Consider the following 24,970-nt stretch of genomic DNA (forward strand, 5'->3'; position numbering starts at 1 on the left):
TGTAAAAGCTGTCTTCACACTGGCGCACAAAAAACGTCTTTTGCAGCAGGCTCAAGCTCTCGCGAATGGCACCGGCGCTGGGGTAAGGCCCGAAATACTTGCCCTTCTGCTTCTTAGCGCCACGGTGAATGCTCAGCCGCGGGAAGTCGCCGTCCGATAAAAATACGTAGGGGTAGGATTTATCGTCGCGCAGCAGGATGTTATACGGGGGCCGCCATTCCTTGATCAGCGTCTGCTCAAGCAGCAACGCTTCGGTTTCATTGGCGGTAATGGTGGTTTCAACCTGGGCGATGCGTGCGACCAGGGCGGCGGTTTTCGGCGCGAGACCAGTCTTGCGAAAATAACTCGCCAGACGGTTTTTCAGGTTCTTGGCCTTGCCCACGTAAAGCAGGCGCGCCTCGCTGTCGAACATGCGGTACACGCCGGGGCGGCCGCTGCAGGTCGAGAGAAAGGCACTTGGATCAAACGGCGTGGTCATGTCAGGCGCTGGCGTCCACCATGCCGTGGCGCACCGCGAGCAGGGTCAATTCAACATCACTGCTGATGGCGAGTTTCTCGAAGATGCGATAGCGGTAGGTGTTGACGGTCTTGGGTGACAGGCACAGTTTGTCGGAGATCGACTGCACCTTCTGGCAACCGACAATCATCAGGGCGATCTGGATTTCCCGCTCCGACAGCGCATCGAATGGCGAGTCGCTGGTGGGCTGGAAGGACTTGATGGCCAACTGCTGGGCAATCTGCGGGCTGATGTAACGCTGGCCGGCAAATACCAGGCGAATGGCTTGCACCATTTCCGCAAGGCCAGCGCCCTTGGTGAGGTAACCCGCGGCCCCCGCCTGCAACAGACGCGTAGGAAACGGGTCTTCCTCGCACACTGTGACTACCACAACCTTGATATCCGGATGGCTGCGCAATAATTTGGTAGTGGCGCCCAGACCGCCGATACCCGGCATCTTGACGTCCATCAACACCACATCGGGTTTCAATTCCCGGGCCTTGATCAGAGACTCCTCCCCCGACTCGGCCTGGCCGACTACTTGCAGGCCGTCGATGTCAGCCAGCATTCGTGTTATGCCTGTACGAACGAGATCATGGTCATCGACTACTAGCACCCTAATCAAGCAGACACCTCGCGATATGGTCTTATAGGTTGCTGAACACCTTAGCAAAAAACCTGGGCGCAGACCTAGCCGCAAGCGTCATATATATGGAGTTTGACCGTTCGGTGCCTATTCAGCAGGCGGCAGGTGGCCGGATTTGCTGGGCAAAAGGTCAGGAATCCTGTGGCTGAGGCTTGGCTTTTCCATTGCTGGAAAGCGAATGCTCTGCCAAGGTCGACGTCAGGCGGCGGATTGCATCCTGGTCTTCCTTGAACATCGCCCGGTAATCAACCAACACTTTTTCTTCAATCTGACTCAGATTTTCCAGTTGAATCGGCGTAGCGTTCCCAGTTAACACATACAAAATATCCACGCCTCTCTCGGCCACACGAGACAGGTAGTCAGCCTTGGGCGCGCGCCCGCCGCTTTCGTATTTGCCTTGCGCATTAGCTTCGACACCTCCGATTTCACCAAAAACTTTTTGCGACAGGCCAAGTCGCTCTCTTTCTTGCCTTAAACGCGAACCGATTCCACTCATTTGGATGTATGATCCTATTTGGCACACCCCGAGAGGTGACACACTCGTCTCTTCGTTAAACGAAATTGAACGGTTTTGAACTATGCCCGGAATCCGTACTGCTGCACAAGCCAAGGCTTGGCTGGAACATCAAGGAAAGTCAGTTCAGGCGTTCGCCCGTGAACATGGCGTCGATCCGGCGACCACCTATCAAGTGCTCGCTGGGCGCAAAAAGGGACGGCGTGGGGAGGCCCATAAGGTAGCGGTCCTTCTGGGCATGAAAGAGGGGATCATCCTTGCGGAGGCTGATGGCCAGAGCAACGATCAGGAAATCGGCTCCTGACCCAGTATGCGCTTATTAGAACCTGACGCATGTTTTAGCTTGAGCGACAGACGCGTTCCATCCGCCAGAACCCGTCTTCTTCGCCGACAATGTTGAACCCATTGCGCTGATACAGCCTTTTGGCCGGATTAGTCTTGAACACGGTCAAACGCAAAAGGCCCAGCGCTCGCGCCTTGAGCGCCATCTGCTGTAACACCCAACTGCCTGCGCCGAGCCCGCGGCATGCCTCGATCATATGCAATTCGCGGATATAGAGTGCTTGGCTGTCACAGCTCAGGCTGACAAACCCGATTGCGCGGTCATCATCGCAAATAAGCCAGTTTTCCCGACCCGCCCAGGCCCGATCGAAGCCATCGTTGGACCACAGCAACTGGTACTGCACGTAATAGCCATCCATGGCCTGGTGAGTCAGGTTTCGTGCAAACGGCAGGTCCTGGTCCGTCGCAGCGCGCAGGTGGAAGGCCATTTATAAAGCCACCACATGCCCGACCCAGCGCTCGCCTTCGCGGCGGGCAATCGCCAGCGCTTCGCCGACGCCAGGCACCGCCGCAAGCAAACGGCCATCGTCGGCCCATATCGCGCTGCGCCCGGCACAGGCCCAGCCGCCCGAAGGGCCGCCGTGGTTAGCCATCAATACCAGGAGGCAATGCTCGGCCGCATACCCCTGGAGCAGCGCGCTGTCCGTCGCGTAGCCGCTTTCGCTGATCAACACGCCCGCGGCATAGATATTGGCGCCGGCCAGTGCCGCTTGGCGTGGGTGACTGGCGTGGGAGAAGTCAGCGCAGACGGCCAGCGCAATACGATCATCTCCCCAGTCAAGGGCCGCACCGCCCTGCCCCGCCGCAAACACGACGTCTTCGCCCGGATGCAGATGCTGCTTGGTGTAGACCGCCACCGAGCCGTCACCCCCCAGCACCAAGGCGCCAATCAGCACCTCCGCCCCTGGCGCCAGACGGATCGGCATCCCCACCACCGCCGTCAACCGCAGCTCCCGCGCCAACTCGCGTAACGGCGCCAGCAACGCAGCTTCAGGCGCGATGGCCAAGTCGGCTGCCAGCGCAGGCTCATAACCGGTCAGCGACAACTCTGGAAATACCAGTAATTGCACGCCCTGAGCGGCTGCAGCCTGCATGAACACCATATGTCGCGCGATATTGGCCGCTACGTCACCGGCAATGGAAAGGGTTTGCGCCGCAGCAAGGGTCAAGGCGGTCATGGTTGCGTCCTGGCAAGCATTGTGAGGTGCGAGCAGCATATCGACACTCACCCCATAGTCGTAAGTCCCCCTCTGCAATAGAAATTACTGATTGAACCCACCCGCTCGGCTCTAGTAAGCTCCCCCCATCATTTGGAGACGTACCATGTTGCAACTCACCCACACTCATGTTTGCTCCGCTATCCGCGCCTTGCGCTCGGTGGCGGCTATGCGTGTGAACGGTTCGAGCGCACTGGTCAGCTTTTATTTTGGGTATTGGTTTAGCCACTGGCGCGCCTGATACCTGAAATCGGCGCCCACTACTCAAGGGGTCGCCTGCCAGAGAAATCTAACCCCCGGTCGGCTCCCCGACCGGGGGTTTTGTTTTTTCAGGCCCTGATAATTTTGTTCGATCAAGCACACTTAAAGGAATCACGACATGAACTACGCCACCTATTACCGCTACGACACTTGCGCTGCATGGCGATTTAGCCAGCTCCGTTCGGGACAGCCTGCCGCCTCCGATCGGTCACCTCTTGGTGGCAAGCCAACACACCTGGCCGATACGGCCAATTGTCGAACACCCCAGTAGGCCAAGCGCGCGGGAATCGCCCGCCGCTTGCCCAGGAAACCTTGAATATGAACTCCTCTGTCGCCGCACTGCCCGTATCCACTCTGAACAGCGCCAATCAAGCCCTTACCCAACGCCTGCCCAGCGCCCTTGAGCTCAAGCACCAACTGCCCCTCAGCCCGTTCCTCAATGAACAGATCCATGCCCATCGCCAAGCCGTGCGCGCCATACTCAATGGTCAGGACTCGCGCTTGCTGGTAATTGTCGGCCCGTGCTCGATACACGACCCGCAATCAGCCATGGAATACGCACGCAACCTGAAGAAGCTGGCGCTTGAAGTCAGCGACCAGATGCTGCTGGTAGTCCGCGCCTACGTCGAAAAGCCCCGCACAACCATTGGCTGGAAAGGCCTGGCTTACGATCCGCATCTCGATGGCAGCGATGACATGGCCGCAGGCCTGGCCCTGTCCCGGGAACTGATGCGCGAAATGCTGCGCCTGGGCTTGCCGGTCGCCACCGAACTGTTGCAACCCATGGCCGCCGGCTACTTCGATGACCTGCTCAGTTGGGTTGCGATTGGCGCGCGCACCACCGAATCGCAGATCCACCGCGAAATGGCCAGCGGCCTGGACATGCCCGTAGGTTTCAAAAACGGTACCGACGGCGGCGTCGCGATTGCCTGTGACGCAATGCGCTCGGCGTCGCACCCACACCGCCATTTCGGCGCCGACAGCCAGGGGCATCCGGCGATCATCCAGACGCCGGGCAACCCCGACACCCACCTGGTGCTGCGCGGCGGTCACCGTGGGCCAAACTACGATGCGCAGAGTGTGGCTCAGGTCAAACACGACCTGGCCAAGTCCAAAGTGGCGTCACGCATCATGGTCGATTGCAGCCACGCCAACAGCGGCAAAGACCCGCTGCGCCAGCCGGCCGTGTTCAGCGAGGTGCTGGAGCAACGCTTGCAGGGCGATACGTCGTTGATCGGCATGATGCTCGAAAGCCACCTGTTCGAAGGTTGCCAGCCTCTGAGCCCGTCAATGAAATACGGGGTGTCGGTAACCGATGGTTGCCTGGGTTGGACGGGCACCGAGCAATTGCTGCGCAGTGCCGCCGGGCGCCTTCGTGAACACAGCAATACCAAGTGACAGGCAAGGATTAACGCTGCAGGGGCTTGTGCCAGCGTGGACCTATACCCCGACCACCGGCTGGTGGGACAACGCCCTTAACCACGGCAACACCCGCAAGCCGGTCATGGCCTCAGGTGGGTCGATGATGTCCATGAAGTGTTCGAGATTGACGTTATCCGGCACGCCCGGCAGGCGTACCGACACGGCCGGCATTGCGTCGGCGGGTGCACTCAGGTCCAGGTTGTCGTACACCAGCACATGGCGTGCCTGAGGATGGGGCCCACTCGCCTGGGCCGCCAGCCCTGCATTGATGATCAGCACATCAAAGGGTTCGGCCGGAATGGCGGTGAGGATTTGGACTTCTTCGAAGGTTTGCACCGGCACAATCCGGTAATACCCCAACTGGTTAAGCATTTTTTCGATGTACAACCGTTGCATGTGCAGATCATCGGCAATCAGGATGGTCAGTGCTTTATTCGGCATGGCAAACCCCTGGGCAGGCAGCGCTCGTCAGTGAGCGCCGCCCATTTTCCAGACAAATTCCGAAGACAAAATCAGGCATATTCCCCCCTCGCGTAGGATTTCTCCCAAAAGTCCCGAATGGCCATTATTGGGTTCGAAGCTGATCGCAATAAAGGCTCAGCCCCTCATGCAACGCGATGATCGCCTCGCTCACACCGTCGACCGCGGCCACCAGCGCGTTGCGGTCTTGCCTTTCACAGACGGCCTCCAGCGCTTCGCAGCGAGTGATCAACTCGCGTGCCTTGACCATTCGAGCACCGCCCTTGGCGCGATGTGCCAGGTCGTGCAGCTTGGCGAAGTCAGCCTTGCGCCGCAGCGCAGGCAACAGCGCCCGATCCGCCTCGAGGCTGTCAAGCAAGGGTAACAACAGCTCTGTGAGCGCGTGATGATCCTCCCCCGTCAACGCGATCAGCGTACTCAGATCAAACGCCGCCGCTTCAGGGCCAAGGACGTAGGTGGAGCGAGATGCCAGCGCCACGCGCAGATCGTCAAGCCCGGTAGGTTTGAACAGGCACCCATCCATACCGGCTTGCCGGCAACGCTCGGTTTCTTCAGGCTGGGCATTGGCGGTGAACCCCAAGAGCAGACACGGCGCCAGGCCTCGTTCACGTTCCAATACGCGGATGTCCTGTGCCAACTGGTAGCCGTTCTTGAAGGGCATATTGCAATCGGTGATGACGCCATCGAACGCCCCGGCACGCCACTGCTCAAGCCCCTGAACCCCGTCCTCGGCCGTCGTGATACGGTGGCCCAGGAAACTCAACTGTCGAGCCAGCAGCAAACGGTTGGCCGGGTAATCGTCCACCACCAGAATACTCAGGGCGGGCGACGGCGATACCGGCGCATTCGCCGAAGCGTCCTCCTGCGGCACTGCGGTGGTCATGACCAAGGCCAACGTCACATCCACCCGCGTGCCCTGCCCCAGCACACTGCTCAAGTGCAGCCGCCCGCCCATCATTTCGCACAAGTTGCGGCTGATCACCAACCCCAGGCCAGAGCCGCTACGTGCCGACTGTTCGCCATTGCTACCCTGGACAAAGGGGCTGAACAGGCGTAACTGGTCTTGGGCACTGACGCCAATTCCGCTGTCCTGCACCCATAATTGCAGCCCCAGATGTTCCCCATCGAAGGCCGCCTGGGCACCGAGCTTGACCTGGCCCCGATGGGTAAACTTGATGGCGTTGCTCAGCAGATTCGATACCACCTGCTTGAAACGCAGCGGGTCAACCAGAACCACGCGATCGATCAATGGATCAAGTTCAACCTGCAGCGCCAACCCCTTGGCCCGCGCCAGGCCTTCGAACACGCGTGCCACCGACGTCAGCAGCTCGTGCGGATTGGCCGGCTCCAGGGTCAATGACAAATGACCGGACTCGATCCGTGCGATATCGAGAATATCGCCGATCAACTCCAGCATGCCGCGCGAAGCCTCCGAAGCCACTTCCAGGGCATCCCGGTCGGCCAAGCCTTGCTCGGCATTTTTCAGGGCCAGCTCGATCATGCCGATCACCGCGTTCATCGGCGTGCGGATCTCGTGACTCATGGTCGCCAGGAAGGTGGTCTTGGCCCGGTTGGCGGCGTCGGCGTCGTCCTTGGCTTCCTGCAACTGGCCCAGTAGTTGTTGGCGCTCGCTGACATCCACCCAGCCGGCAATCATGCCCACCACTTTTTCGTCACCGTCTCGGTATGGCAGCATCCACTGGTAGATGGTCAGCACCTCGCCCGTGGGCAACTTGAGTATACGGTCGTGAATCTGCGGCTCGCCTTCTGCCATCAAGTGCAGGTAATCCTGATGAAACGACTGGGCCTGCGGCAGATTGCCAGAGTCGGTTTCCACCACGGTTTTACCAATCACGTCTTCGAGCTTGTAGCCAAACACATCCAGGTAAGCGTTATTGCAGGCCATTAACCGCCCCTGCCGGTCACGCACATAGATGGGGTGAGGTGTGCCGTCGATCAGGACGCTCATAAAACGCATCTGGTCGCTCAAGGCGCGTTCGGCCTGGACGCGCTTGCGAATCAGGCTGCGCAGATAGATGGCCCAGCTCAGCGTGACAATCAGTAACAGAGCGGCCAGCCCGAACCCCTGGATGATCACGTTGCGGTGCCGCAGCCAATAGCTGTTTTCGATAATCACGTCGCTGCGCCATTGGGCAATCATCTCGTCCATTTCCTGGGGAGTGATGCTCAACAGTGCCTTGTCGAGGATCGAATAAAGCTCCAACTGACTGCGGTTGACCCCGAATGTGATGCGCGCCGGTTCCGAGCCGACCGTGCTGGTGATGCGCAACCGGTCACGGTAATACCGGGCGATCATATAGCGCGCACTGATCAGCGAATTGACTGCCGCGTCCGCTTCGCCTTTCGCCACCATCGCCATGGCCTGCTCCGCGTTCTCTACATCGACAAATACGATGCCGGGAAAGTCTCGCGTGATCGTATCGCGCAGCCCGTTGCCGCTGATCATCGCCAGGCGCTTACCCACCATGTCTTCCAATATCACCGGACTGTGTTCATCACCTCGGGTGACCAGCACCAAGGCGTTGGTCAGGTAGGGCCGGGTAAACCGCACCTTTTCGGCGCGTTCGACACTCGGGGTCACGACCGCCAGCATATCCACCGCGCCCATGCTGACCTCGTCGATCTGACGCGGTATCGAGTTGCCCGGCACCACGTCGAATTTCAAACCGGTGCGCAGGCTGATACGCGACAGCACCTCGGCACTCAGGCCCTCGAACTGCCCCTGATCATCGATGACTGACAGCGGCAGGAGTTTGTCGAGCACCGCGACCTTGACCCGTGGATGCTTGAGGAGCCAGCGTTGTTCACTGGCACTTAAGTGCAACCGACCGGTGCCGACAATGCCGAGGTTGCCGCCGCTCCAGCGGCGCAATATTTCCATCTGCTCACCGGCGGGAATCGCCTCCAGCGCCGCATCGATGATCGGCGGCAGCCGGGTATTCTGCCGGGTGAACGCAAAGGCAAATGGGTTGACTTCAAGGGTGGAAAAATCCGCCATGCGCACAATATTGAGCTGGTTTCGGTTGATCAGGTAATTGGTGCTGATGGCATCGCCCAGATACACATCGGCGCGTCCAAACGCCACCGCGCCGATAGCCTCGAAGGCCGAAGAGTACAACTCCACCTGAGCGCGAGGGTAAAAAGCCCGCACCACCTCAGGCTGCAAATAGTGATAAAGCATCGCCACGCGCTTGCCCGCCAAGTCGTCACTCAGCGCCTGGCTATCGTTGGTACGGGTCACCAGGGTGGGTTGGTCACTGGCGTAGGAGCGCGACAAGACCAGTTGCGGGTCGGCCGCTTCATAGCCATTGGCCGAGCCGAGGAAATCCACATCGCCTCGCTTGAGGGCCTCGATCACTTCATCGCGGGTCTCGTAACACCGAACCTCGATGGAGATATTCAGGGCCTGGCCGATCAGCGCTGCAAAATCGGCGGTAATCCCTTCGAGTTCTTCACGGTTATTGGTCAGGTCAAAGGGGGCGTAATCGGGAGCGGACACCCCCATCAGCAACGTGCGCCTTTCGCGCAACCAGCGCCAGTCGGCCTCCTGCAGCGTGACGATGGGAGTGTCGATACGGGAGTGGCCCAACAGGCGTAATACATTGGGCTCATCAAAGGCCATCGCGACCAGGGGCAACAGGCTCAGCCCCAGGATCGTGGCGAACCGCTTGAACGCGATGGCCGCCATTTCAGATCAGATTATTGCGCTGGGCAAATTTGGACAGGTGCACCACTGAGCACATACGGAGCTTCTCCTTGAGGCGTGTCTTGTAAGTACTGATGGTCTTGTGGCTCAGCAGCATGTCTTCGGCAATTTCCTTGTTGCCCAGCCCCAGGGCCAGCTTCTGCAATACGGTCAACTCTCGGTCCGACAAGCACTCGATCATCTGCCGCTCGGTTTCCTGCAAATCGTCACGGCGTACCGAGCTGGTGGGCAGGCTCGGAAAACAGCTGTAGCCCGACTGGATCGCCCTGATAGCCTTTTGCAACTCGTCCAGCTCGCCGGTCTTGGCCACGAACCCCATGGCTCCGGCTCGCATGCAACGGGTGGAAAAAAACACGGCCAGGTAAGAGGTCAGCACCAGGATTTTGCATGGCAGGCCCAGGGCTTTGATCCGAGCGATAACCTCCAACCCCCCCAGCTTGGGCATCGCCAGGTCAAGGATGACTAGCTCGGGACGTTGCTCCCGCGCCAGTTGCATCGCATCCGCGCCATCACCTGCCTGAAAAATTTCATCGAATCCTTCCATCTTCAGCAGATGTTTGACCGTCGCACGTATAAACGGATGGTCATCCACGATTAAAGCTTTGCTCATACACACCCCTAGGCGGACAAAGTACCCTTACATATCAAATGGGGACCTCGCTACCTGTGAGAAATGACAGTTCCGACAAACGGCACTGCACCCTCTCAGGACGATAGCCAGTCTCAGGCCGGTCCCTTGCATTGAAACATCACGAGCAATGACGGCTGGACGCGAACGAACGAGCGGCCAGCCGTAAGTGCCCAACCTTAACAATGCAATGCCGTTTTGATTGAAGGGATAGTCCTGACTTGCTGTAGGATTCTCCTTACAAAAAAGCCTAGCCGATGGCGGCGCGACGGGGGTCCAGGCAGGCGAATCAGTCGGTGGTACTTGGGCTCCAGAACGCCTGCACCACCAGGGAAGAGTTGGAAATACGCGCCACCAACGCATCCAGCTCGTCGCCGTCGACCGACGTCGCGGCCAGGGTGGCCTCGATTTCAACCTCTTCGCTGCCGAACGGCCGTACATCCACATCACTGGCCGGGTAGTTGCATCGCGCCAGCTCGGCTTCCAGCAGCACCATGACCGCTTGCTGCTGGCTACGCCGCGCGATGACATAGAGGATGTTGGTGACCTCGGCCGATACCACGTCCAACGGCTGGCGGTTGATGTTATTGACGATCGGGCGCAGCAAGGTATTGGCCGCCAGTACGAACAGCGTACCCAGCAACGCCTCAAGGATCAGGTCGGCACCGGCACAGGCTCCGACCGCAGCCGATGCCCAGAGGGTGGCGGCCGTGTTGAGCCCGCGCACATTGCCTTCTTCGCGCATGATCACACCGGCCCCCAGAAAGCCGATACCCGACACCACATACGCGACCACGCGCACCGCACCTTCCGCGCCGCCCAGCCGATTGGCCATGTCGACAAAAATCGCCGCGCCGACCGCCACCAGCACGTTCGTACGCAAGCCTGCGGTGCGCTGGCGGTACTGGCGCTCGAAGCCGATCAAACCGCCAAGAATAAACGCCGCCGAGAGGCTGACGACCGTGTCGATCAGAGAGTCGAGGTTGATGTTGTTGATGGCCTGCATAAAAAATCTCCTGTATGCAGCTGGAAATTGAAACCGGCACCGCTCAGTGTGGGGGCTGGCTTGCCCGGCCCCTACAGATTCTGCGGTGCTGCATGGAACGGGTTACTGCCAGCCAAACTTGCGGACGTAGTAGCCCTTCACCGCCTGGGTCAGTGCCATGTACGCCAGCAAAATCATGGGCAGGAACACAAAGTACAGCGATGGCAGTGCCTGCAATTTGAAGTAGTGCGCCAACGGCCCCATCGGCAGGAAGATCCCGACGGCCATGATCACACCCGTCATGACCATCAACGGCATCGCCGCACGGCTTTGCAGGAACGGTATTTTCGGGGTGCGGATCATGTGCACGATCAATGTCTGGGTGAGCAACCCCACCACGAACCAGCCCGACTGGAACAGGGTCTGGTGGTCCGGAGTGTTGGCATCGAAGACGTACCACATGAGTGCGAACGTGGTGATGTCAAAGATCGAGCTGATCGGCCCGAAGAACAGCATGAAGCGGCCTACTTCTCCCGGCTGCCAGCGCTGCGGCTTGGCGAGCATCTCCTCGTCGACATTGTCGAAAGGAATGGCGATCTGTGAGATGTCATACAGCAGGTTCTGCACCAGCAGATGCATCGGCAGCATCGGCAGAAACGGGATAAACGCGCTCGCCACCAGCACCGAGAACACGTTGCCGAAGTTGGAGCTGGCAGTCATCTTGATGTACTTGAGCATGTTGGCGAAGGTGCGTCGGCCTTCCAGCACGCCCTCTTCCAGGATCATCAGGCTCTTTTCCAGCAGGATGATGTCGGCGGCTTCCTTGGCGATGTCCACGGCGCTGTCCACCGAGATGCCAATATCCGCAGTACGCAGTGCCGGCGCATCGTTGATGCCGTCCCCCATGAAGCCGACCACATGCCCGTTGGCCTTGAGCAGGCGCACGATGCGCTCCTTGTGGCTGGGCGTGAGCTTGGCGAACACATTGGTGGTTTCCACGGCCTGAGCCAGCTCGGCGTCGGTCATGTCTTCGATATCGTTGCCCATCAGCAGCCCTTGTTGCTCCAGGCCTACTTCACGGCAGATTTTTGCGGTAACCCGCTCGTTGTCCCCCGTCAGCACTTTGACCGCTACACCATGGGCCTTCAGGGCCTTCAGCGCCGGCGCGGTGCTTTCCTTGGGTGGGTCGAGGAAGGCCACATAGCCGATCAGCGTCAGGTTGTTTTCATCCGCCAGGCTGTAGGTGTCGCGACCGGACGCCATCGGTTGCGCGGCCACGGCCACCACGCGCAGGCCCTCTTCGTTGAACGCTGCGGTCACCTGGCGGATGCGCGCCAGCAGCTCGTGCGTCAATGCCTCGTTGCTCTCGCCATGACGCACGGTGCTGCACACCGACAGGATTTCTTCCACCGCGCCCTTGCAGATCAACAGATGCGGCTGGTCGTGCTCCGCTACCACGACCGACATGCGACGACGATTGAAATCGAAGGGAATCTCATCGACCTTCTGGAAGGCGGTACCGACTTTTAATTCACGATGGATTTCGACGTGCTCGAGCACGGCCACATCCAGCAGGTTTTTCAGGCCGGTCTGGTAGTAGCTGTTGAGGTAGGCCATTTCCAGCACATCCTCGGACTCCTGGCCACACACATCCACATGGCGCGCCAGGAAAATCCTGTCCTGGGTGAGCGTGCCGGTTTTGTCCGTGCACAACACATCCATGGCGCCGAAGTTCTGGATCGCGTCCAGACGCTTGACGATGACTTTCTTGCGCGACAGGAACACCGCACCCTTGGCCAGCGTCGAGGTGACGATCATCGGCAGCATTTCGGGGGTAAGGCCCACGGCAATCGAGAGCGCGAACAGCAACGCTTCGGTCCAGTCGCCCTTAGTGAACCCGTTGATGAACAACACCAGCGGCGCCATCACGAACATAAAGCGGATCAGCAGCCAACTGACCTTGTTGACGCCATGCTGGAACGAGGTAGTGGCGCGGTCGGTCGCCGTGACGCGCTGCGCCAACGCACCGAAGTAAGTGCTGTTGCCGGTGGCCAGAATCACCGCCGTGGCGGCGCCGGACACCACATTAGTGCCCATGAACAGGATGTTTTCCAAGTCCAGCGGATTGCGAGCGTGAGCATCCTGCTGCTCGACGAACTTCTCCACCGGCATCGATTCACCCGTCATCGCCGCCTGGCTGACGAACAGGTCCTTGGCACTGAGCACGCGGCAATCGGCCGGGATCATGTCACCGGCCGACAGTACGATCAGATCGCCCGGCACCAATTGCTTGATCGGCAGTTCAAAGCGCTTGGCCGCATCCCGGCGCAGCACGGTCGCCGTATTGCTGACCATCGCCTTCAATGCGTCGGCGGCTTTGTTCGACTTGGCCTCCTGCCAGAAACGCAACAGGGTCGAGAGCACCACCATGGAGAAAATCACCGTGGCGGCCTTCATGTCCTCGGTCAGCCAGGAGATCACCGCCAGCAAGGTCAGCAGCAGATTGAACGGGTTTTTATAGCAGTGCCATACATGCACCGACCATGGCAGCGGCTGCTCGTGCTCGACCTCATTGAGCCCGTATTGAGCGCGCAATGCGTCGGCCTCCTGGGTGCTCAGGCCCTCGGCGCGGCTGCCCAGCCTGCCCAGTAATTGCACGGCGCTGTTGTTGGCGGCGGCTAACAGGGTTTGCGCCAGGCTTGGCGGTATTTCGCGGTTGACACTGGCGTCGGTCACGGACTCCAGCATCGCCAAGCGGCGAAAGTGCCGGGCGATATGCCGGTTCCGCAGGAAGCCGGCGAAGAACTCTTTGAGCAGCGTGAGGTTCATGGTGTTACTCCTGCGCGAGGAAAAACCGTCGTGCAGGTACTGCCCGTCCGTGCCGCACCCCGTCAAACAGGCACAGCCGAACCTGGCACGCCCGCCGTAACAGGCAGGCGCGTCCGTAGCCTCCCGAGGCAACTCAGGTGCTGGTCAGCGTCGATGAGAGAGGTTCAGGCAGGCGCCAGGACTGGCTGCTGCCGGAATGCCGCTTCTCGCTTTTGTGGCGAGACAACGGCATCTGGACAATGCGCGTTACCTTGCCAAGTATGTGCCGGTTACCGAAACCGGCCGACTACTGTCACTCGAACAAGTACCCACTGAGGGTCTCCGCTATTGATGAAAACGCGCGAAGCTTACGCCGCGATTTATGCGGAGTAAACCGTAGGAAAGTTACCGCATGAGGAATAAGAATATTCTTCAGGATGGGTTCAGGAACGGACTTTGCGCACCCACCTGGCTGGCTTGCAAAAACCATGGCCATCGATACGCTCCTGTCGCCGCCGTCTCCTTGCAAAGCAACGTTTCAATCATCCCGCGTCAGCACTTCCAGCAATTCGATCTCAAAGCGCAAGGGACTGTTGGGCTTGATATGCGCCCCCACCGAGCGCTCGCCGTAGGCCAGATGCGCCGGCACACACAACCTGCGCACGCCACCGACCTGCATGCCCATCAAGCCCTGGTCCCAGCCCTTGATCACCCGACCGGTACCGATCACGCACTGGAACGGTTTGCCCCGATCCCAGGACGAATCGAACACCGTGCCATCTTCCAGGGTGCCGGTGTACTGAGTGGTGATCAGCGCGCCCTTGACCACGGTTTTGCCGTCGCCCAGGCGGATGTCGGTGACCTGCAGTTCGTCGTTGCTCATGGGGTTCTCATTGAAGGCGTGAAAGGTGGGGTTTTCCCAGAATCGGGTGGGTTTGGCAAGTGCGGGAGCAGTCGATACAACCGTGAGAGAGACGTTCCCCTCTCACCGGTGTACCGCGAGAATCCAAGCCTACTGAGCGGGCCGCAACAGCTGCATCTGCTGACGGTAATCATCCGTCACCTGCCGCGCCTGGCCGCTGCTGGTAATCACCCTTGGGGTAATCAGCACGATCAGCTCCGTACGGTCCTTGGATTTGCTGGTGTTGCCAAACAACCAGCGCAACCCGGGAATTCTCCCCAGATACGGCACGGCACTGACGGACTGCGCGTTGTCCTGCTTGATCAGCCCACCCAACAATACCGTCTGTCCACTCTGCACAGCGACTTGAGTCGACACCGAACGCGTGGAAATCCGCGGGTTGACCGGCGTCTCGCTGCTCCCTGTCTGGTTCTCGGCATCGCTGACCTGCTGCTGAATATCCATATACACCAGGCCCCCCGGATTGATGCGCGGCACCACGTCCAGGATCACACCGGTCTGCACGTATTCGACGCTGCTCAAGGTGGTATCGGCGTCGCCCGTGTTGACGGTGGTCTGGCTGATGGGAATGTTATCGCCCACCTGAATCTGCGCCGGCTGGTTGTTCATCACCACCAGCGACGGCGCCGACAGCACCTGGGTGCGGCCGTTGGTTTCCAGGGCGTGCAAGGCCACTTGCAGGTTGGAGCTGACAAAGGAATAGAACAACGAATCCGCCGCCCCCAGCCCGGCGCCGCCACCGCCCAATGCGCCCTGGCTGCCGGAAGCATTTGCCACCGTGGTGCTGCCGGAATTGCCGGCCAGGCGGCCGAGGTACCACTGCACGCCAAGGTCCAGTTCGCCGGTCAGTTTGACCTCGAGAATGCGCGTCTCGATCTGCACTTGCAGCGGCGGGTTATCGAGGCGTTTGATCGCCGCTTCGATTTCTTTCCATTGGGCGGGACGCGTGCGCACCAGCAGTTGGTTGCTGCTTTTTTGCGCGGTGATGCGGGTGCCGGCCTCAAGGTCGCTGATGGGCGGCGCCTGGGTATCTTCGCTGCTCTGCGAGTCGGCTTGCTCGGCGGCGGGCATGGGGGTGTCGGCCTGCAAACCGGCGCTGGTGGACGAGGACAGCGTGGTGGTGCGCAACCCCGGCGCGACCTTTGCCGGGGTGTCGTCCTTGATGGTGCCATTGCCGTAGATCTGCCGCAGGTATTTGGCCAGGTCCGCCGCCTTCATGTTGCGCACATCGTATACATACATCTGCGGCTCATTGCCGCCGCCTTCGTCGATGGTGCGAATCCAGTCACCCACTTCACTGAGGTACTGCGGCTGGGAAGAAATCGCCACCACTGAGTTAGTGCGCTCGACCGGCAGAAACCGCAGCATGCCCGCCAGGGGTGTGCCGCTGTCGGCGCCGAACATGGCTTGCAGCTCGGGCATCAGCTCGGCCACCGAAGCGCGTTGCAGGCCGAACACGCCTACCGACATGCCCTTGAGCCAGTCCACATCGAAGGTGTCGATGGTGTCCTGGTAGTTGGCCAGTTCTTCCGGAGTGCCGGCCAGGCTCAGCACATTGCGCGCCGGGTCCACCAGCAGGAAGGCGTTCTCCCGGGCGAAAGGCTTGAGCAGTTTCTGCATCTCGGTGGCAGAGATATAGCGCAGCGAAAACAGGCGGGCCGAGAGGCCGCTGGCGGGCTGCGCCACGCGCATCTGCGGCACCAGCTTGCCGGCCACCGCCTGGTTGGCCGGCAGGATCACATAGCGCTCACCCTGCTTGATCATGGCGTTATCGGTCCAGGACAACAGGGTTTCGAGGATCGACAACGCCTGGCGCTTATCCACCGGCCTGGAGGTCGAGAAGCTGACATTGCCCTTTACGCCCTGGGCGATGCTGTAGTTTTCGTGCAGCAGGTCGCCCATCACGCTGTTGATCACCGCTTCGATGGGTTGGTCCTGGAAGTTGAACACAATGTCGCCGCCCTCCTCTCGCTTCGCAGCGGGCGTCGATGCAGGCGGGCGTACGAACTGTTGATTGCCGCGAATCACCTGGCGCTGCTGGGGTGACGTCGCCTCGGGCTGCGGGCTTTGCAACGCTGGCGCCTCGCTGGGCGGGCGTTGCGAACCGGTGCCTTGCAGGGCTTCGTGGAGCAGCTCTTTATCCGGGTCGAGGCGGTCGGGCAGCGCGCCACAGCCGCCGAGGGCGACGGTGGTGGCCAGGCAAAACAACGGGGTGCGCATATCAATCAAGGGAGGGGCTCGCGAGAAGAAGAAATCGAGGGCAACCGCTTACCGTACAGGCTCAGGGTTTGGGTGCGTCCGTCCAGGGCGAAACGGGCGGTTTGCGGGGTAAGGTGTTCCAGGCGCCAACCGTTGGGCAGGGTCTGGCCCAAGCGGACGGTCAGCGGTGGGCCGTCGGCTTGTTTAAGCATCGCCATTTGCAGGTTGCCTGTAATCATGATGCCGCTGAGGGCCAGGCTGGACAGGCTGGTGACCCGCGCTTTGCCCGCCACGCGATCAGGGCTGCGATCCGGGCTGAACAGCGGCGCCTGCCAGGTGCCGGCGAGGTCGGCCAAGGCAGCCGTGGGTGGCGCCTGCAGGTTGACGACGGGCTGCGCCGGCACCGGTGCCTCGGGCAACCATTGCGGTTCATCGCCAATATTGCTGAGGATCAGGGCCATCAACAGCCCCAATAACGCGGCGAGGCCGAGCAAGCCCCACTCCAAGGGGCGCAACGTGCTGTTCATGGTGCCACCGCCGGTTGCAGGTAGCCGCGCACCAGCAGGTTCACCACCAACTGGCCCGCCCCGCCCCGCACGGGCGCCTCGCGACTGCGACGGATGCGCAGTTCGTCGACGAACAGAAACGGCGGCTGATACTCCAGCGCATGCAGAATCGCGGTCAAGGGTTCGATGGCGCACTTGAGGGTCAGACTGACCTTGACCTGACGATACGGCTCGCCGTCGTCCTGCTCGGCGGTGATCGGCTTGCGCTGGGTCAGGCTGCAACCGCCGCCGCGGCTGGCCTGGCTGGCGACGAGGTCGGCGAGGCGCTGCATCAGGTCGGCGGCGACCACGTCGGGGTCATCCCCCGGCAACAGGCTGGCGCTGCTGGCCGGGTCCTGCCGCGCCAGCTCAAGCTGCTGGCGCAGCGCATCGCCCTGGCGCAACACGCCGACATAACGCTGCTGCTGTTCGCGCAACTGTTCGGCATGTGCGCCCATGCTGCGCAGCGGCCCGGCGAACCAGCTGTCGATCAACAGCCAATAGGCCGCGCCAAGCACAACGGCCAGAATCAGCAAGGCCGCCCCGCGACGTTCACGGGGTGTGAGGGGTCGGCGCATCGGCAGCCTCCTGGCGCAAGTGGGCACGCAAGGCAAACTGATCCTTGCCGGTGCGCGCGTCGGGTTGAATCACCCCTTCGAACTGGGCGTTTTCCAAACGGTGGCAGCTTTTGATCCGGGTGATCAGGCCGCTGGCCTTGGCGCTTTGGCCAGCGATGGAAATCTCGCTGCCCTTGACGTCCAACTGATCAAGCCAAGTGTCGGCAGGCAGGCAGCGGGTCAAATCATTCAGCAGCCCGGCCAACGGCGGTTGCGCCAGTTTGCGCCGCGCGAGGTACTGCGCCGCACCCTGGGTATTGAGCAGTTGCTGGCGCAGGGCATGCACCTGGGCTACCTGGGCTTTTTGTTGCTCGACGCTGTGCTGCATGGCATCGAGTACGCGCTGGCGGTCGTTGAGCCACAGCAGCATCGCCGCGATCAGCAACGCGCCGCACAGCCACGGCAGGCTGCGCTGCAATCCCATGCCCGGCGGACGTTGGCGTGGGCGCAGGCTTGCGGGCAACAGATCGATGCCCAAGTCAGCCACATCCACGCGATGGGGCCGCAGGCCGAGGGTGGCGCAGTCGGCGAGGATCTGGTCCAGGCGTTCGCGCAGGATCGCTACCAGCATCACTTCAAGGTGAGTGGGCGTACGACGTTCCTGACGAGCGACGAAGTACAACTGCTCGGCGTCGAATGGCGTGTAGCGGTCCAGCTCATAACCCACTACGTTGTCCAGGTTGCGTGCGGCGGCCAGGGGCAATTGCACGGTTTGCTGCAGCACGTCGTCAGGGCCGAGCATCAGCACTTGGCGCGCATTGCCCGCTTCGACCGGCGCGGTCAGCGGCCAGTGATGGATACGCTCCGGCGGTTCATGGAGCGCCAGCCAGCTCGGCACACAGCCGCGCAGCTCCGCGAGCCACAGGCGCCAAGCCTGTTGCAGCAGGCTGGCGCGCCAATACCGGGCGATAGGTTCGAGTCGATTCATTCTTGCCACCGCACCACCCGATAGGGCTGTGCGCTGTCCTCCGCTGGGCTCAGTGAAACGGTGATACGCAGTCGCGCCTGATAACCGCCGGGGCGCTCGGCGCGGCTGTCGATTTCCAATACTTGGCCGGGGTCGGCGCCCTCGGCGTTCTGGTTCGGCAGGTTCAGCGCCTTGCGCATCAAGGGGCTGGCGAACGCCGGATCGGGCCGATCCAGGTCGCTCCACAGGGTGATTTCGGGCAGCAGTTGGCTGTAGAGCGCCTGGGTCATGCCAGGTAGCTGACGCACTTCTTCGAGCACCCGAAACGGTGCCAGGCCCTGGTGACGCCGGGCCTCGAGCGCCCTGACCCACTGCTGTGCCTGAACCGGCGTGGCGCCGCAGGCCAGGGCCAAACGCGTGAGGTCATCCGCCGCGGCATTGACGAGGTACAGCTTGCCGCGCTCGCTGCGCAGGCTGACCTGCAAGCGGGCATCGTCAAAAGTCAGCGCGATAGCGCGCCCGTCGGCCACCCAGTGCTGTTGCGCCATGACCAAAGCGATACCGGCTTGAGCAGCCAATTGCGTGCGGGTGTGCTGCCCAAGCCATAGTGCCTGGCGGCTCTGCAACTGCACCCAACCGGCCAGGCCGCCGAGCAACACGCTGAGCAATGCCAGCACCCACAGCACCAGCAGCAACGCCGCACCGCGCTGGCGCTTCATTCTTCCAGGCTTGCGCTGGACAGGTTCAGGCGCAGCGCAATCACTTGGGTGACCCACGGCACCGGCCCGTTGATGTCGGCAACGATGCGCACCGCATAAGGCAAGCGCTTGGGCCAGGGCCACTCAGTGATCCAGCCGGTCGGCTGGCCCAGGGGCGACAGGCCCCTGTAGCTGAACTGCACGTGCTCAACGTGGTTGAGCAATACCTGCGGCTCAGCACGGGCAACGTTGATGTGGGATTCCAACTGCGAGAACGCCACCTGCAAGGTCTGATCGACCTGCTGCAGGGTAAAGCGCTGGATGCCGCCGCCGAGGACACCCGGCAAGGTCGACACAAACTGCAGGCGCTCGGCCGTACCGCTGAAGAAACCCTCGGCCTGGCTGTCGTCCTCGGTCACATCCAGGGGCAGCGCCTCGCTGATGGCGGTGCGCAAGAACTGCTGGGCGGCACGCATTTCGTCGAGGCTGACGGTGTAACGCTGGGCCTTGGACACCGCACGATTGGCGCCCAGCAACGCGCCACCGACCAGCACCAGCAACACCGCCAGCAAGCTGAGCACCACGAGAATTTCCAGCAAGGTGAAGCCCTGCTCACGGCGCTTCACAGGCGCGCCTTCAAGGTGCTGAAATGCGCCTGGTGCACACCTTCGCTGACAGTCAGGTCGATGCGATACAGGTGCGGCTGTTGGCGACTGAGCGTCAGTTGCCAGTGGATACCATCCAGTTCGCCCTGGCTGACTCCGCTGTCGAGGCGGCCGGCGGTTTCCTGATCGAGCACCGTGAGCGCCGCATGGGCGAGCCGGTCACTGCGCGCCACCTGCGCCAGGGACCGTGCGCTCTGGCCGAAGGCGACCAGCAACACCGTGCTGCACACCGCCAGCAGCGTCAGGGCGGCAAGCATTTCGAGCAGGGTGAAACCGCCCTGGCGCTTCATGGCAGCGCCTTGGACTGCACGCTGCCGGTCAGCCAGCCGATATCGATACGCCAGCGCCGGGTGCCGCTGGTCAACAACAGATTGCCGCCCGTGGAACTGCCATCAGGGTAGAACTCAACCGCCGAGCCGGCCTGCTCGGCGGTATGCACATTCAGTTGCAGGTCTTGCGGCCAATGCATCGGCGCCCGGCCAGGGGCGCTGAACGCTCGGTTGTGCAGATCAAATTCAGTACGCGACGCCTGGCCGCTGATGATCGCGCTGGCCCGCGTGGTGCGCAGCGCCTCGACCATTTGCCCGACCACACGCCGCTCCTTGGCCGCTTGCAGGCCCTGGCGCAGCCCGACACTCAGCAAGCCGGCAGCGAGGCTGATCAGCAGGATCACCACCAGCATTTCCAGCAGGGTAAATCCGCGCTGGGCCATGGGCGGGCTATTCCCAATTGCCCAGGTCGGCACTGTAGCCCTCGCCGCCGGGCTGGCCGTCCTGGCCGTAGAAGATTAGGTCAAAGGCGCCGTGCTCACCGGGAAAGCGATAGCCGAACGCATGGCCGAACGGGTCTTTCAGTTCCGACGGTTTGGCGTACGGTCCGGCCCAACTGGAGGCCGTCGCGGGCTTGTCCACCAGCTGTCGGAGGCTGGTGGGGGGCGAGCCGACATCCAGCGCGTAGCTGTCGACCTTCATGCTCAAGCTGGCGAGTTGCGCCTTGCCCGCGCCGTACTTGCCTTTGTCCACATTGCCGCCGACCTGGCGAACCACAATGGTCGCGACAATGCCCAGCAGCACGATCACGGCGAGCATTTCCAGCAGGGTAAAACCGCGTTGGCGGCGTCGGGCATTCATCGTTATAGCTCCTTGAATATTCATATATGGCTGGTGAGGCTCATCAGCGGCAGCATGATCGCAAGCATGATCACCGCCACCAGCACCGCCATGACCACAGTCAGGGTGGGCACCAGCGCGGCGAGCAAGCGGTCGATGCCACGCTTGGCCTCGACATCGAAAATATCGGCGACTTTGAGCAGCATGCTGTCCAGTTCACCGGCCTGTTCACCGACTTCGATCATTTGCAGCGCCAGTTCGGGCAGCAAGGGTTGGTCGCCAAACGCCTGGCCCAGGGTGCCGCCCGCCTTCACCGACTCTGCAGCCATCGCCACCTGCGCCTGCAGCGCACGGTTGCCGCAGACTTGCCGGGCGATCACCAGCGCCGGCAGCAGCGCCACGCCGTTGCTGAGCAAGGTGCCCAGGGTGCGCGTGAGCCGCGCCGCTTCGACCCGTTGCAGCAGCGGCCCGAGTACACGCAAGCCCAGCACACGGCGGTCGCAGCGCTCGCGGCGGCGTGGGTTGCGCAGGCCCATGACCAACGTCCACAGGAGGGCAAACAATCCGGCCAGCACCAGCAGCCCATAGGCGCCGAGAAACTCGCCAAGCCCCAGGATCACTTCGGTGATGAGCGGGATCGGCACGCCCAGGTCCTGGAAAATCGGCACGAATTGCGGCACCACGTACGCCAGCAACAACGCCAGCGAACCCAACACGCCCACCACCAGGAACGCCGGGTAGATCAGCGCGTTGATCACCTCGCCACGCAGCCGCTGGCTGCGCTCCAGGTAGTCGCTGAGCTGGCGCAGGGTACGTTCCAGCGCACCGCCGGCCTCACCGGCGCGCACCATGCTCAGGTACAGCGGCGAGAAGGTGCCGCCCTCCTGTTCCAGCGCGGCCGATAACGGATTGCCGGCCTTGACCTCGTCGCGGATGCGTTCGATCAAGCCGCGTACCTGAGGCGGGCCGGGCTGTCTGAGCAAAAGGCCGAGGCAGCGTTCCAGGGGTTGGCCGGCACCGAGCAAGGTCGCCAGCTGTTGAGTGAAGCTCACCAGGCCCGCGCCTTTCAACGCCCCGCGCGCGCGCTTCAATAGCGGCCTGCCTGCGGTTTCGATCCGCAACAGCAGCAGGCCGCGCTTGTGCAACGCGGCGACGGCAGCGGCTTGATCCTTGGCTTGCAGCGTGCCGTTTTGGGCGACGCCTTGGCTGTCGAGCGCGCGAAACCTGAACAGCGTCACGCGTGTTCCCCACGGGTCACGCGCAGCACTTCTTCCAAGGTGGTGATGCCCGCCAGCGCCTGGCGCAAGCCCTCTTCATACAAGGTGCGCAGGCCCGCGCGGCGAGCGGCCTGCTCAAGGGTGGCGGCGTCGGCGCGGCCCATCAACAGGCCGCGCACCTCATCGTTCATCACCAGCAATTCGGTGAGGGCGCTGCGGCCATGGTAATCGCCGTGGTAGAGCAGGATCGGACGCTGCTCGGTCAGACGGTCCAGGCCATGTTCAGCGATCAACGCCTGCGGCGCTTCGAACGCCACGCGCGTGGCCGGGTCCAGGCGGCGTACCAGGCGCTGGGCAAGAATGCCGCTGACGGTGGAGGCGATCAGGTAGCTTTCCACGCCCATGTCCAGCAGCCGCGTGATGCTGGCGGCAGCGCTGTTGGTGTGCAGGGTGGACAGCACGAGATGGCCGGTGAGCGAGGCCTGGATGGCGATGCGGCAGGTTTCCAGGTCACGGATTTCGCCGATCATGATCACGTCCGGGTCCTGGCGCACGATGGAGCGCAGCACGCCGGCAAAATCCAGGCCGATGGCAGGTTTTACCTGGATCTGGTTGATGCCTTCAAGCTGGTATTCGACCGGATCTTCCACGCTGATGATCTTGCGTTCGGCGGTGTTAAGGCGCGTCAACGCGGTGTAGAGCGTGGTGGTTTTGCCCGAACCGGTCGGCCCGGTCACCAGCAGAATACCGTGGGGCCGTTCCAGCAAGTCGAGAAAGGCAGCCAGGCGCTGACCATCGAAGCCCAGGCTGGGGAAATCGAATTGCACGGTCTGACGGTCGAGCAAACGCATCACCACCGACTCGCCGAAACTGGTGGGCACGGTGGACACGCGCAAATCCAATTCCTTGCCCTGGATGCGCAACATGATGCGGCCATCCTGAGGCAAGCGACGCTCGGCAATGTCCAGGCGCGCCATGATCTTCACCCGTGAAATCACCGCCGCCGAAGAGCTGGCCGGGGGCGCCTCGGCATCATGCAGCACACCGTCGATGCGATAGCGCACCTTGAACTGGTGCTCGAAGGGTTCGATATGGATATCCGAGGCGCGCTGTTCCACGGCACGCTGCAGGATCAGATTGACCAAGCGAATCACCGGCGCTTCGGACGCCATGTCCTTGAGGTGCTCGATATCTTCCAAGGCGCCGCCCTGCTCACCCAGATTTTCCACCAGCGTGCCCATGGCGGATCGACCCTGGCCGTAGTAGCGCTCAATCAGGCTGTCGACTTCAGTGCGCGGGCCTATGGCCAGCCAGATCGGCACCTGGCAGGCATAGGCCAGGGCCTTGAACGGATACAGCTGAGCCGGGTTGGCCGCGAGTACGCGCAACCCGCCATCGGCCCAGCCGGTGGGCACCATTTGGTAGTGGCGCATAAAGCGCTCGGTCAGCGCGGGCAAAGGGTCGAGCAACGCCGGCGCGGAATCGGCATGCAACAGGGGCGCGTCGAGCAAGGCTGCCCAGGCCCGCGCCAGTTCGAGTTCGCTGATCAGCCCCAGGCGCGTGAGCACACCCAAAAGGTCAGTACCCTCAGCGGATAAACGTCTGGCGCGCTCCAGGTCGGCGGCCTTCAACCCTGCATGCGCCATCAACCATGCGCACACCTGCTCGGTGTGCGGGACAGGCATCTGGCAGGCATCGATGGGGGCTGACGACATAATCGAGTGATATCTAATAGGGCGAAAAGTATGGCTATTTGGAACTACCGAGCAATGCCATTAGTTCGCCATGGCCCTGGCAGGAGTTAGCCGGGGGTATCGACTGGAAGTTATAGCTCTAGTTCCTGAGCATGGAGAATAAAATACAAAACGTTGCTGAATGCACTGATTTAGAGCACTGGGCCAATTGCCATTAATTGCAATTGGCCATGCTTACTAGTTGCTCAGGTACTTTCCCGTTTAATTAATGGGCAGTGAAAAAGACTCACGGATTACTGCACCGGCACAGACAATTGAGGTTTTGAGTATGAGCAAGGTAAGTCAAACGGTTGAAGAACTGGACGCCGTTCTGCACTGGCGCAGCAAACACGCTCAAGCGATCCGCGAGCGTGGCGCCCTGCAACGGCTGCCCGACTAAAAAGACGCGCATGCAGAGCCGCGATTCCACAGCGCGATGCGAGCTTGGCTTGACCCTTGGCGTTTCTGCTGAGGATCAGTGCACTCCGGCAGTGATCGAGGGCGGCGAAGGAGCGGAAAAAGCGCCTGACCGCAGCGGATGAGCGGGCGGATGTGCTGAAGGGGTTTTTGCGTAGATGGAGCGCTGAGGCGGGTGGCATTTCCTGCGTGCTGAAATACGAAACCGACGCCGCACTCAAGTCGTCAGGGGGAATTAAGTGCGATCACCTCTACATCCACTGGCACGGAACAGCCGCGCCGACGCTGCAACAAGCTGGAGCCGGTGGAAAGTGCTGGGCATGAGGCTGAGCAGCATCGCAAGGATGGTGAGTCCTTACAGCGCCGCGACGATGACGACCGCCGCAACTACTTCATCGATGCCGATTAACCCAAC

24 protein-coding genes are annotated in these 24,970 nt (G+C 61.5%); 2 read left to right on the forward strand and 22 right to left on the reverse strand.

What is annotated here, in order from left to right:
* From Q1V60_RS02500 to Q1V60_RS02510, 3 genes are all read right to left on the reverse strand, one after another.
* The coding region (locus Q1V60_RS02500; protein WP_300627159.1) for a GIY-YIG nuclease family protein at window positions 1-478 on the reverse strand (478 nt) is incomplete at its 3' end.
* A gap of 1 nt (window position 479) precedes the next feature.
* Window positions 480-1,121, reverse strand: coding sequence for a UvrY/SirA/GacA family response regulator transcription factor (uvrY, locus tag Q1V60_RS02505; RefSeq protein WP_017530522.1), 642 nt, complete (start codon window positions 1,119-1,121; stop codon window positions 480-482).
* A 151-nt stretch (window positions 1,122-1,272) separates the two neighbouring features.
* On the reverse strand, window positions 1,273-1,638 hold the full coding sequence (locus Q1V60_RS02510) for a helix-turn-helix transcriptional regulator (protein WP_300627166.1): 366 nt from the start codon (window positions 1,636-1,638) through the stop codon (window positions 1,273-1,275).
* 82 nt (window positions 1,639-1,720) lie between these two features.
* On the opposite strand from Q1V60_RS02510, the gene Q1V60_RS02515 reads away from it, so the two are divergent.
* A complete protein-coding gene (locus Q1V60_RS02515; protein ID WP_300627168.1) occupies window positions 1,721-1,960 on the forward strand; it encodes a DNA-binding protein in 240 nt (79 codons plus the stop codon).
* A 34-nt stretch (window positions 1,961-1,994) separates the two neighbouring features.
* Here Q1V60_RS02515 and Q1V60_RS02520 read toward each other — a convergent pair whose 3' ends face one another.
* Together Q1V60_RS02520 and Q1V60_RS02525 are read right to left on the reverse strand one after the other, a co-directional pair.
* Window positions 1,995-2,426, reverse strand: coding sequence for a GNAT family N-acetyltransferase (locus Q1V60_RS02520; protein ID WP_300627169.1), 432 nt, complete (start codon window positions 2,424-2,426; stop codon window positions 1,995-1,997).
* Window positions 2,427-3,176 (reverse strand): carbon-nitrogen hydrolase family protein, encoded by a 750-nt coding sequence (locus Q1V60_RS02525; RefSeq protein ID WP_300627171.1) that lies wholly within the window; start codon window positions 3,174-3,176, stop codon window positions 2,427-2,429.
* A gap of 618 nt (window positions 3,177-3,794) precedes the next feature.
* Here Q1V60_RS02525 and Q1V60_RS02530 point away from each other — a divergent pair.
* Window positions 3,795-4,874, forward strand: coding sequence for a 3-deoxy-7-phosphoheptulonate synthase (locus Q1V60_RS02530; RefSeq protein WP_300627173.1), 1,080 nt, complete (start codon window positions 3,795-3,797; stop codon window positions 4,872-4,874).
* A 42-nt stretch (window positions 4,875-4,916) separates the two neighbouring features.
* Here Q1V60_RS02530 and Q1V60_RS02535 read toward each other — a convergent pair whose 3' ends face one another.
* The 17 genes from Q1V60_RS02535 to Q1V60_RS02615 all read right to left on the reverse strand — a co-directional run bounded on the left by Q1V60_RS02535 (window position 4,917) and on the right by Q1V60_RS02615 (window position 24,120).
* Window positions 4,917-5,339, reverse strand: coding sequence for a chemotaxis protein CheY (locus Q1V60_RS02535; protein ID WP_300627175.1), 423 nt, complete (start codon window positions 5,337-5,339; stop codon window positions 4,917-4,919).
* A 124-nt stretch (window positions 5,340-5,463) separates the two neighbouring features.
* Window positions 5,464-9,087 (reverse strand): transporter substrate-binding domain-containing protein, encoded by a 3,624-nt coding sequence (locus Q1V60_RS02540; RefSeq protein WP_300627177.1) that lies wholly within the window; start codon window positions 9,085-9,087, stop codon window positions 5,464-5,466.
* A 1-nt stretch (window position 9,088) separates the two neighbouring features.
* Window positions 9,089-9,715: a response regulator transcription factor gene (locus tag Q1V60_RS02545; RefSeq protein WP_300627179.1), complete on the reverse strand. Its 627-nt coding sequence runs from the start codon at window positions 9,713-9,715 to the stop codon at window positions 9,089-9,091.
* Window positions 9,716-10,022: 307 nt separating this feature from the next.
* Window positions 10,023-10,739, reverse strand: a complete 717-nt coding sequence (locus tag Q1V60_RS02550; protein WP_300627181.1) for an MgtC/SapB family protein — start codon at window positions 10,737-10,739, stop codon at window positions 10,023-10,025.
* 102 nt (window positions 10,740-10,841) lie between these two features.
* A complete protein-coding gene (gene mgtA / locus Q1V60_RS02555; protein ID WP_300627182.1) occupies window positions 10,842-13,547 on the reverse strand; it encodes a magnesium-translocating P-type ATPase in 2,706 nt (901 codons plus the stop codon).
* A 517-nt stretch (window positions 13,548-14,064) separates the two neighbouring features.
* Window positions 14,065-14,409: an FKBP-type peptidyl-prolyl cis-trans isomerase gene (locus tag Q1V60_RS02560; RefSeq protein WP_300627184.1), complete on the reverse strand. Its 345-nt coding sequence runs from the start codon at window positions 14,407-14,409 to the stop codon at window positions 14,065-14,067.
* 129 nt (window positions 14,410-14,538) lie between these two features.
* Window positions 14,539-16,668: a type II secretion system secretin GspD gene (gene gspD / locus Q1V60_RS02565; protein WP_300627185.1), complete on the reverse strand. Its 2,130-nt coding sequence runs from the start codon at window positions 16,666-16,668 to the stop codon at window positions 14,539-14,541.
* A 5-nt stretch (window positions 16,669-16,673) separates the two neighbouring features.
* Entirely contained in the window at window positions 16,674-17,174 is a 501-nt protein-coding gene (locus Q1V60_RS02570) for a general secretion pathway protein GspN (RefSeq protein ID WP_300627186.1), read from the reverse strand.
* Complete coding sequence (gspM, locus tag Q1V60_RS02575; RefSeq protein WP_300627188.1) at window positions 17,171-17,770, reverse strand: type II secretion system protein GspM; 600 nt, start codon at window positions 17,768-17,770, stop codon at window positions 17,171-17,173. The genes Q1V60_RS02570 and gspM overlap by 4 nt, the downstream gene beginning before the upstream one ends.
* Complete coding sequence (locus tag Q1V60_RS02580) at window positions 17,745-18,737, reverse strand: PilN domain-containing protein (RefSeq protein ID WP_300627189.1); 993 nt, start codon at window positions 18,735-18,737, stop codon at window positions 17,745-17,747. Before Q1V60_RS02580 ends, gspM begins: the two co-directional genes overlap by 26 nt.
* A complete protein-coding gene (locus Q1V60_RS02585) occupies window positions 18,734-19,435 on the reverse strand; it encodes a general secretion pathway protein GspK (RefSeq protein WP_300627190.1) in 702 nt (233 codons plus the stop codon). The genes Q1V60_RS02580 and Q1V60_RS02585 overlap by 4 nt, the downstream gene beginning before the upstream one ends.
* Window positions 19,432-20,040, reverse strand: coding sequence for a prepilin-type N-terminal cleavage/methylation domain-containing protein (locus Q1V60_RS02590; protein WP_300627191.1), 609 nt, complete (start codon window positions 20,038-20,040; stop codon window positions 19,432-19,434). Before Q1V60_RS02590 ends, Q1V60_RS02585 begins: the two co-directional genes overlap by 4 nt.
* Window positions 20,037-20,369, reverse strand: coding sequence for a type II secretion system protein (locus tag Q1V60_RS02595; protein WP_300627193.1), 333 nt, complete (start codon window positions 20,367-20,369; stop codon window positions 20,037-20,039). Before Q1V60_RS02595 ends, Q1V60_RS02590 begins: the two co-directional genes overlap by 4 nt.
* Complete coding sequence (locus tag Q1V60_RS02600; protein WP_300627195.1) at window positions 20,366-20,791, reverse strand: GspH/FimT family pseudopilin; 426 nt, start codon at window positions 20,789-20,791, stop codon at window positions 20,366-20,368. The genes Q1V60_RS02595 and Q1V60_RS02600 overlap by 4 nt, the downstream gene beginning before the upstream one ends.
* Before the next feature lie 7 nt (window positions 20,792-20,798).
* Window positions 20,799-21,209 (reverse strand): type II secretion system major pseudopilin GspG, encoded by a 411-nt coding sequence (gene gspG, locus Q1V60_RS02605; protein WP_300627196.1) that lies wholly within the window; start codon window positions 21,207-21,209, stop codon window positions 20,799-20,801.
* Between the two features lie 20 nt (window positions 21,210-21,229).
* Window positions 21,230-22,426, reverse strand: coding sequence for a type II secretion system inner membrane protein GspF (gene gspF, locus Q1V60_RS02610; RefSeq protein ID WP_300627197.1), 1,197 nt, complete (start codon window positions 22,424-22,426; stop codon window positions 21,230-21,232).
* Window positions 22,423-24,120 carry an ATPase, T2SS/T4P/T4SS family gene (locus tag Q1V60_RS02615; protein ID WP_300627199.1) on the reverse strand — a complete coding sequence of 566 codons (1,698 nt, stop codon included), beginning with the start codon at window positions 24,118-24,120 and terminating at the stop codon, window positions 22,423-22,425. Before Q1V60_RS02615 ends, gspF begins: the two co-directional genes overlap by 4 nt.
* Window positions 24,121-24,970 lie beyond the last annotated feature (850 nt).

The sequence above is a fragment of the Pseudomonas sp. genome (genome assembly GCF_030147005.1).
In the GTDB taxonomy this organism is placed as follows: domain Bacteria; phylum Pseudomonadota; class Gammaproteobacteria; order Pseudomonadales; family Pseudomonadaceae; genus Aquipseudomonas.

Excerpts from the sequence above, each read along its gene's own strand:
- Q1V60_RS02545 (WP_300627179.1), bottom strand. The coding sequence starts at position 9,715 with ATGAGCAAAGCTTTAATCGTGGATGACCATCCGTTTATACGTGCGACG.
- Q1V60_RS02535 (WP_300627175.1), bottom strand. The coding sequence starts at position 5,339 with ATGCCGAATAAAGCACTGACCATCCTGATTGCCGATGATCTGCACATG.
- Q1V60_RS02540 (WP_300627177.1), bottom strand. The coding sequence starts at position 9,087 with ATGGCGGCCATCGCGTTCAAGCGGTTCGCCACGATCCTGGGGCTGAGC.
- Q1V60_RS02595 (WP_300627193.1), bottom strand. The coding sequence starts at position 20,369 with ATGAAGCGCCAGGGCGGTTTCACCCTGCTCGAAATGCTTGCCGCCCTG.
- Q1V60_RS02585 (WP_300627190.1), bottom strand. The coding sequence starts at position 19,435 with ATGAAGCGCCAGCGCGGTGCGGCGTTGCTGCTGGTGCTGTGGGTGCTG.
- Q1V60_RS02550 (WP_300627181.1), bottom strand. The coding sequence starts at position 10,739 with ATGCAGGCCATCAACAACATCAACCTCGACTCTCTGATCGACACGGTC.
- Q1V60_RS02615 (WP_300627199.1), bottom strand. The coding sequence starts at position 24,120 with ATGTCGTCAGCCCCCATCGATGCCTGCCAGATGCCTGTCCCGCACACC.
- mgtA (WP_300627182.1), bottom strand. The coding sequence starts at position 13,547 with ATGAACCTCACGCTGCTCAAAGAGTTCTTCGCCGGCTTCCTGCGGAAC.
- Q1V60_RS02530 (WP_300627173.1), top strand. The coding sequence starts at position 3,795 with ATGAACTCCTCTGTCGCCGCACTGCCCGTATCCACTCTGAACAGCGCC.
- Q1V60_RS02510 (WP_300627166.1), bottom strand. The coding sequence starts at position 1,638 with ATGAGTGGAATCGGTTCGCGTTTAAGGCAAGAAAGAGAGCGACTTGGC.
- Q1V60_RS02520 (WP_300627169.1), bottom strand. The coding sequence starts at position 2,426 with ATGGCCTTCCACCTGCGCGCTGCGACGGACCAGGACCTGCCGTTTGCA.
- Q1V60_RS02600 (WP_300627195.1), bottom strand. The coding sequence starts at position 20,791 with ATGGCCCAGCGCGGATTTACCCTGCTGGAAATGCTGGTGGTGATCCTG.
- Q1V60_RS02580 (WP_300627189.1), bottom strand. The coding sequence starts at position 18,737 with ATGAATCGACTCGAACCTATCGCCCGGTATTGGCGCGCCAGCCTGCTG.
- gspD (WP_300627185.1), bottom strand. The coding sequence starts at position 16,668 with ATGCGCACCCCGTTGTTTTGCCTGGCCACCACCGTCGCCCTCGGCGGC.
- Q1V60_RS02560 (WP_300627184.1), bottom strand. The coding sequence starts at position 14,409 with ATGAGCAACGACGAACTGCAGGTCACCGACATCCGCCTGGGCGACGGC.
- Q1V60_RS02515 (WP_300627168.1), top strand. The coding sequence starts at position 1,721 with ATGCCCGGAATCCGTACTGCTGCACAAGCCAAGGCTTGGCTGGAACAT.
- Q1V60_RS02525 (WP_300627171.1), bottom strand. The coding sequence starts at position 3,176 with ATGACCGCCTTGACCCTTGCTGCGGCGCAAACCCTTTCCATTGCCGGT.
- gspG (WP_300627196.1), bottom strand. The coding sequence starts at position 21,209 with ATGAATGCCCGACGCCGCCAACGCGGTTTTACCCTGCTGGAAATGCTC.
- gspM (WP_300627188.1), bottom strand. The coding sequence starts at position 17,770 with ATGCGCCGACCCCTCACACCCCGTGAACGTCGCGGGGCGGCCTTGCTG.
- Q1V60_RS02570 (WP_300627186.1), bottom strand. The coding sequence starts at position 17,174 with ATGAACAGCACGTTGCGCCCCTTGGAGTGGGGCTTGCTCGGCCTCGCC.